The organism is Sporichthyaceae bacterium (genome assembly GCA_036269075.1).
GTDB lineage: Bacteria > Actinomycetota > Actinomycetes > Sporichthyales > Sporichthyaceae > DASQPJ01.
Window position 1 is genome coordinate 46,502 of the sequence record DATASX010000094.1, and the last position, 6,471, is coordinate 52,972.

The window sequence follows — 6,471 nt, forward strand, 5'->3', positions numbered from 1 at the left end:
GACGGAGGTCCGCCGGTGAGTCTTCCGAAGATCGACCTGGTGGCCGGCCGGGCCCCGTTGCGGGACTCGGCCGACGTCGTCGCGGTCCCGCTGACGCCCGGCCCCGACGGGCCGACCGGTGGTTCCGGGCTGCGCGAGGTCGCGCGAGAACTGAATCTGGACCTGATGGCGCCGGCCGCCCGCGACAAGGCCAAGGGCTCGGCCGGCGAGATCGTGGCGGTGCCGGTCAGCGACCACCCCACGGTGCGTGAGGTGCTGCTGGTCGGCGTCGGATCGGCGAGCCCGACCGAGTTGCGGCGGGTCGGCGCGGCGCTGGCCCGGCGGACCCGGGAACGCAGCCGGCTGGAGACGACGATCGCGGCGGAGGCCAACCCGGCCGGGGTGCGGGCGTTCGTCGAGGGCCTGCTGCTGGGCTCGTACAGCTACGGCCTGCGGTCCGGCGAGGCCAAGCAGTCCTCGGTCGGCGCGGTCTCGGTGCATCTGAAGTCTGTGAAATCGGAGGACGGCGCTCGGGACGCGATCGGCCGGGCTGAGGCCACCGGTGCGGCAGTGTGCTTGGCCCGCGACCTGGCCAACACGCCCTCGGCCCGCAAGACGCCGGCCTGGTTGGCGGCCGAGGCTGCTCGGGTCGGCAAGAAGGCCAAGCTCGACGTGCGGATCTGGGAGCCTGCGCACTTGGCGGCCGAGGGATTCGGCGGCCTGCTGGCGGTCGGCTCCGGTGCCGCTAACGGTCGCGGCCCGCGGTTGATCCAGCTCTCGTACACCCCGGTGGGCGCCGGGGCCGACGTGCCGCACGTGGTGATCGTCGGCAAGGGGATCACCTTCGACAGCGGGGGCCTGTCGCTCAAGCCGACCGACGGCATGGTCGCGATGAAGGCCGACATGGCCGGTGGCGCCGCGGTGATCGGCGCGATGAGCGCGCTGCGCGACCTGGCGGTCCCGGTGCGGGTCACCGGTCTGGTCGCGGCGGCCGAGAACATGCCCTCCGGCTCGGCCTACCGACCCGGCGACGTGATCCGGCACTACGGCGGGACCACCGTCGAGGTGCTCAACACCGACGCCGAGGGTCGCCTGGTGCTGGCCGACGCGCTGGCCTACGCCGACGCGAAACTTGACCCGGACGTGATCGTCGACCTGGCCACGCTGACCGGTGCGGCCACGCTGGCACTGACCCGGCGCATCGCCGCCCTGTTCACCGACGACGATCGACTGGCGGCGGCGTTGTCCGCCGCCGCCGACGCGAGCGGCGACCGACTCTGGCGTCTGCCGTTGGTCGAGGACTACCGCTGGGCGCTGGAGTCCCCGGTGGCCGACCTGGCGCACGTGCCGCGCGACCGCAAGGTCTCCGGCGGCGCGATCACCGCGGCGTTGTTCCTACGGGAATTCGTCGGCAAGCGTCGCTGGGCGCACATCGACATGGCCGGCCCCGGCAAGATCGACTCCGACGAGCACGAGAACACCAAGGGCGGCACCGGCTACGGCGTCCGCCTGCTGCTTCGTTGGTTGGAGAGCTACCCCTCGGGCACCTCGCGCAACTGAGGGCGGCCGTACATGGTGGTCACAGCCGCGGTGCGGAAGCCCAGTCGCTCGTAGACGCGCACCGCGGCGGCGTTGTCCGCGTCGACGTGGAGCAGCACCCGGGGCAGACCGCGCTGCGCCAGGTGGCGCAACCCGATGCGGCTCAGCGCTCGACCCAGACCGCCGCCGTGGAAGTCCGGATCGACGCCGAGCACGTAGATCTCCCCGGCGTTCTCCGCGCGGTGCTCCTTGGTCCAGTGGAACCCGACGAGCTCGCCGGCGCGTTCGGCCAGGAAGAACCCCGCCGGGTCGAACCAGTCGGTCTGCTCGCGGGCGGTCAGGTCGGCGAGCGTGAGCCGGCCCTGCTCGCCGTGCTCGGCGAACGCCTTGGCGTTGAGCGCCAACCAGGCCGAATCGTCCGACCCGGGACGGAACTGACGGACCGTCACGCCTGGTGGGAGCTCCACCGGGCCGGGGTGGTCGGCCTCCGGTCCCAGCGGCAGCGAACGCTCCATCCGCCACAGTTCACGGATCACCACCAGCCCGGTCCGGCCCGCCAGTGCGGCGGCGCCCGGGTGAGCGGTGTACGACCACACCCGCAGGTCCGGGTGCACCGCGGCGGCGGAGTCCAGCAGCGCCCGGCCGTGCCCGCGACGCCGGTGGGCGGGATGCACGGCCAGTTCGGTGCTGCCGTCGCCCCGGACCTGGGCGTAGCCGATCAGCTCGTCGCCGAGGTGTTTGCCGAGGTGGACGACCTCCGGTCCGCCGGCGGTGAACGACAACCAGGTCTGCTCGGAGAACGGCTCGCCCCCGTCGACGGCGTCCGCGGCCGCGGCCAGCGACCGCAGGTCGGCGATGCTGCCGACCTCCGGCGGTGCGCTCACCCGACGGAGCTTCTCACGCCTCGCCGGAGTGTCGGGAGGTGCGGGGCTCGACCTCGTCCTCGTCGTCGGCGGGCAGTTCCACATCGACCGGGGTGCCGCGGCCGGCAGGCGGGATCACGAAGCGGTAGCCGACGTTGCGCACCGTGCCGATCAACGCCTCGTGCTCGGGCCCCAGCTTGGCCCGCAGCCGACGCACGTGGACATCGACGGTTCGGGTGCCACCGAAGTAGTCGTAGCCCCAGACCTCCTGGAGCAGTTGGCCGCGGGTGAACACCCGGCCCGGGTGCTGGGCCAGGAACTTCAGCAGCTCGAACTCCTTGAACGTCAGGTCCAGGAAGCGCGAGCGCACCTTCGCGGTGTAGGTGGCCTCGTCGATCAACAGGTCGCCGCTGCGGATCTCGTCCGGGCTCTCGTCGGTGCCCGCCGCCGCCAACCGGCCGATGGCCAGCCGCAGTCGGGCCTCCACCTCGGCGGGGCCGGCCGTGTTGAGGATCACATCGTCGACGCCCCAGTCGGCGGTGACGGCGGCCAAACCGCCCTCGGTGGCGATCAGCAGCAGCGGACAGGTGATCCCGGTCGTCCGGATGAGCCGGCACAGGCCTCGCACGTGCGGCAGGTCGCGGCGGCCGTCGACCAGCAGAGCATCGGTCGGCGGCGCGTCCAGCAGCGCGGACACCTCGGCCGGCGCGACCCGAATCTGGTGCAGCAGCAGGCCGAGCGCCGGCAGAGCGTCCGTGGCCGGAGCGGCCGCGTTCGTCAGCATCAACAGGTTGCTCAAGCTCAGACCACCCCTCCGTCGTCTGCAGTCCACAGAATCTCACAACCGTGTGTCCGGCATGTGACGCCCAGTTTTCGCTCGTGACCGGCCAGTTGCGTTTCCGTGAGTTCACCCGCCCGCGAACGGCGGCAACACCTCGACCGTCGCGCCCTCGGGAAGTTCGACTGTCGCGTGGTCGCGCAGACCCACCGGGTCGCCGTCGATCAGGTAGGAGCAGACCGACAGCACCCGGGCCAGCTCCGGACCGTGCGCCGCGCGCGCGGTGTCGAGGGCCTCGGCCAGCGTGGTCGCGCGGTAGGACTCGAGCTCGATGCCGGCCGCGGCCTTCGCGGCCGCCCAGTATCGGATGGTTCCGTTCGCCATGGTCGACATCCTCACTGTTCGACGGCCGGTCTGAAAGGATTCGCCCCGTGAGCGAGCGCAGCGAACGAACCGATGTCGCAGTGTCCGCCACCGCCGACGTGAACCGTACGACGCCGGCAAGCCGGTGAGCCCGTCGCCCTCCGCCGTCGCTGCGGGCCGCTCCGGCCCGGCTGCCGCGGTCGCGTTCGCCGTGGTGGGGGTCCTGGCCTCGCTGCTCGGGCAGCCCGCGTTGGTGTTCCCGGTGCTGACCGCGCAGGTGCTCATGGTGCTCGGTTTCTACTCGCTGATCGCGGTCCCGGGGCGCGACCTCGGGGTGGCGTTGGCGGTCGGGTGCGGGTTCGTCGGCGACATCGCGATGGTGGTCCGCGGCGACGACCCGTCGCTGGGGCCGCTTGCCGGGGTGCTCGGTCCGGCGGTGCTCGGTGCGGTCGCCATCCAGATTCTTCGCCGGGACGGCCGGGAGCGGCTGACCGCCTCGATCACCGCGACCTGCACGGCCGTGGTTCTTTCCGTGCTGGGCGCGACGTTGGTGGCCGAGCGCGGTTCGGCCCACGGCGCGACCGTCACGGTGGTCGCGGTGATCGCAGCCGGCGCGACCACCGCAGTGCTGGCCTCGCCGATGCGCGCCGAAGTGGCCGACGCGATCGCGATCCCGGCCGCGGTGCTGCTCGCGCTGGTGCTGGCCGGTCCGGTAGGCGACCTGGCGTTCTGGCACGTCCTGGTGATCGCTGTCGCCGCCGCGGTGCTGGCCGCGGCCGGACGTCGCGCCGCGGCGTTCGCGGCCTACGACCTCACTCAGTCGGCAGCGGCCGCCGCCGCTGCGGCCGCGCCGGCGGAGCCGTCCGCCGGGCGGGCGGCCGCGCGTGCGGCGCGTCGTGCCGCCGCCCGCGAGGCACGCCGCACCGGCGAGGCGATCCTGGTCCTCGGGTCGGCGTTGCCGTTCGTGCTCGCCGCCCCCGCGTCGTACGTCCTCGGTCGACTGCTGGTGGGATGAGGGGAATGCGTCCCGGGAAAGTGCTCACGATCGGCGTGGTGGTCCTCGCCGTGGGCTCGCTCGTCGCCGACCGCGGGGCCAAGCTCGCGATCGAGCGGGTGGCCGCGAGCCGGATGCAGAGTTCGCTGGACACCAGCAAGCGGCCCTCGGTCGACATGGGCGGGTTCCCGTTCCTGACCGAGTTGATCCGCGGCAAGTTCGACAACGTGACCGTCGACATGGTCGGGGCCAGCGGCGGCAAGGTGACGGTGGCCCACCTCCATGCCGATCTGCACGGCGTGCGCCAGGACAACGGCGGCGTGCGGGCCGACTCGATCACCGGCACCGGCCACATCGACTACGACGCGTTGTCCGCGGCGGCGAAGCCCTTGCAGATCTCCTACGGCGGCGCCGGCCTGGTTCAGGTGACCGCCAAGGTCACCGTGCTGGGGCGCAACCTGACCGCGTCGGCCTCGGGCCAGCCGCGGATCGAGCACAGCACGCTGATCGTGAAACCGGAGCGGGCCTCGACCTCGGTCACCGGCGACGCGGGGGAGGCCGCTGCCGCGGTCCCCGAGGTGTCGGTGCCGCTGCGCGACATCCCGCCGAACCTCAACATCAAGCTGACCCCCGCCGCGGGCGGCGTCGACTTCACGTTCGACGGCACCGACGTGCAACTGACCGCCAACTACCCGAGCACGAACTCCAGCGCGCGGGCACCTGCCGCGATTTGGCCGCTGACCGTGCCGGAGCGGCGCCAGGCCCTGGGCGCACCGGTCCACCGTCTCGCATCCTGAGACGTCCCGCGACCTCCGGCCGCGCGACCGAGCTAAGCTTCGTGCATGCGATGGGATGCGCTGCTGACCAAGCGACGCGCGGTGGACCTCTGCCGCGTCGCCGGCAGCCTCTGTCCCGAGCACTGATTCCGCGCCGTTCCGGCCCGGTTCTCGTCGGTCGATTTCGCGACCGCTCCCGCATGCCTCCCCGCCGCGGGTCCCGCCGTGGCTGCCGCATCCGTCCGTTCTGCCTGAGAGGAACTCTTTTTCATGAGCCGCAACGACGTGCTCGTCGACGCCGACTGGGTGCAGGCGCACCTCGAGGACCCGTCGGTGGTCCTGGTCGAGGTCGACGAGGACACCACCGCATACGAGAAGGGCCACATCCGTAACGCCGTCCGGATCGACTGGAAGGCCGATCTGCAGGACCCGATCCGCCGCGACTTCGTCACCAAGGAGCAGTTCGAGCAGCTGCTGTCCGCGCGCGGCATCGGCAACGACCAGACGGTCGTGCTGTACGGGGGCAACAACAACTGGTTCGCCTCGTACGCCTACTGGTACTTCAAGCTCTACGGACACGCCACCACCAAGCTGCTCGACGGCGGGCGCAAGAAGTGGGAGCTGGACTCGCGCGAACTGGTCACCGACGTGCCGGCGCGGCCGGCCACGAAGTACTCGGCCCAGCCGCAGGACGCGGCGATCCGCGCGTTCCGCCAGGACGTCCTCGACTCGATCGGCAAGCTCAACCTGATCGACGTCCGCTCGCCGGACGAGTACTCCGGGCGCATCCTGGCCCCGGCGCACCTGCCCCAGGAGCAGTCGCAGCGGGCCGGGCACGTGCCCACCGCGGTGAACATCCCGTGGAGCAAGGCGGCCAACGACGACGGCACCTTCAAGTCCGACGCGGCGCTGCGCGAGCTCTACGCCGGCGCGGGCGTCGACTTCAGCAAGGACACCATCGCCTACTGCCGCATCGGGGAGCGCTCGGCGCACACCTGGTTCGTCCTGCACGAGATCCTGGACCAGCCCAACGTCCGGAACTACGACGGCTCCTGGACCGAGTACGGCGCGCTGGTCGGCGTCCCGATCACCCTCGGCGATGGCCCCGGTGGTCCGGACGGGGGGCGGTCCTGATGTGCGGAGCCACGGCGGGCGGACTGGCGCTGGGCGCCAACGTCG

General features: G+C 72.1%; 7 protein-coding genes. 4 read left to right on the forward strand and 3 right to left on the reverse strand.

The features are described 5' to 3' along the window. Window positions 1-15: 15 nt before the first annotated feature. A complete protein-coding gene (locus tag VHU88_17545) occupies window positions 16-1,539 on the forward strand; it encodes a leucyl aminopeptidase (GenBank protein ID HEX3613497.1) in 1,524 nt (507 codons plus the stop codon). On the opposite strand, the gene mshD is transcribed toward VHU88_17545, so the two are convergent. The 3 genes from mshD to VHU88_17560 all read right to left on the reverse strand — a co-directional run bounded on the left by mshD (window position 1,512) and on the right by VHU88_17560 (window position 3,543). Next, window positions 1,512-2,402, reverse strand: a complete 891-nt coding sequence (gene mshD, locus VHU88_17550) for a mycothiol synthase (protein HEX3613498.1) — start codon at window positions 2,400-2,402, stop codon at window positions 1,512-1,514. The genes VHU88_17545 and mshD overlap by 28 nt on opposite strands. Window positions 2,403-2,415: 13 nt before the next feature. Beyond that, on the reverse strand, window positions 2,416-3,180 hold the full coding sequence (locus VHU88_17555) for a response regulator transcription factor (GenBank protein HEX3613499.1): 765 nt from the start codon (window positions 3,178-3,180) through the stop codon (window positions 2,416-2,418). 108 nt (window positions 3,181-3,288) lie between these two features. Further along, entirely contained in the window at window positions 3,289-3,543 is a 255-nt protein-coding gene (locus VHU88_17560; protein HEX3613500.1) for a MoaD/ThiS family protein, read from the reverse strand. Between the two features lie 124 nt (window positions 3,544-3,667). Between VHU88_17560 and VHU88_17565 the strand changes: the two genes are divergently transcribed. From VHU88_17565 to VHU88_17575, 3 genes are all read left to right on the forward strand, one after another. After that, window positions 3,668-4,537: a hypothetical protein gene (locus VHU88_17565; protein ID HEX3613501.1), complete on the forward strand. Its 870-nt coding sequence runs from the start codon at window positions 3,668-3,670 to the stop codon at window positions 4,535-4,537. A 5-nt stretch (window positions 4,538-4,542) separates the two neighbouring features. Next, window positions 4,543-5,313 carry a DUF2993 domain-containing protein gene (locus VHU88_17570; GenBank protein HEX3613502.1) on the forward strand — a complete coding sequence of 257 codons (771 nt, stop codon included), beginning with the start codon at window positions 4,543-4,545 and terminating at the stop codon, window positions 5,311-5,313. Between the two features lie 249 nt (window positions 5,314-5,562). Beyond that, window positions 5,563-6,426 carry a sulfurtransferase gene (locus VHU88_17575; GenBank protein HEX3613503.1) on the forward strand — a complete coding sequence of 288 codons (864 nt, stop codon included), beginning with the start codon at window positions 5,563-5,565 and terminating at the stop codon, window positions 6,424-6,426. The last annotated feature ends 45 nt before the right edge of the window (window positions 6,427-6,471 follow it).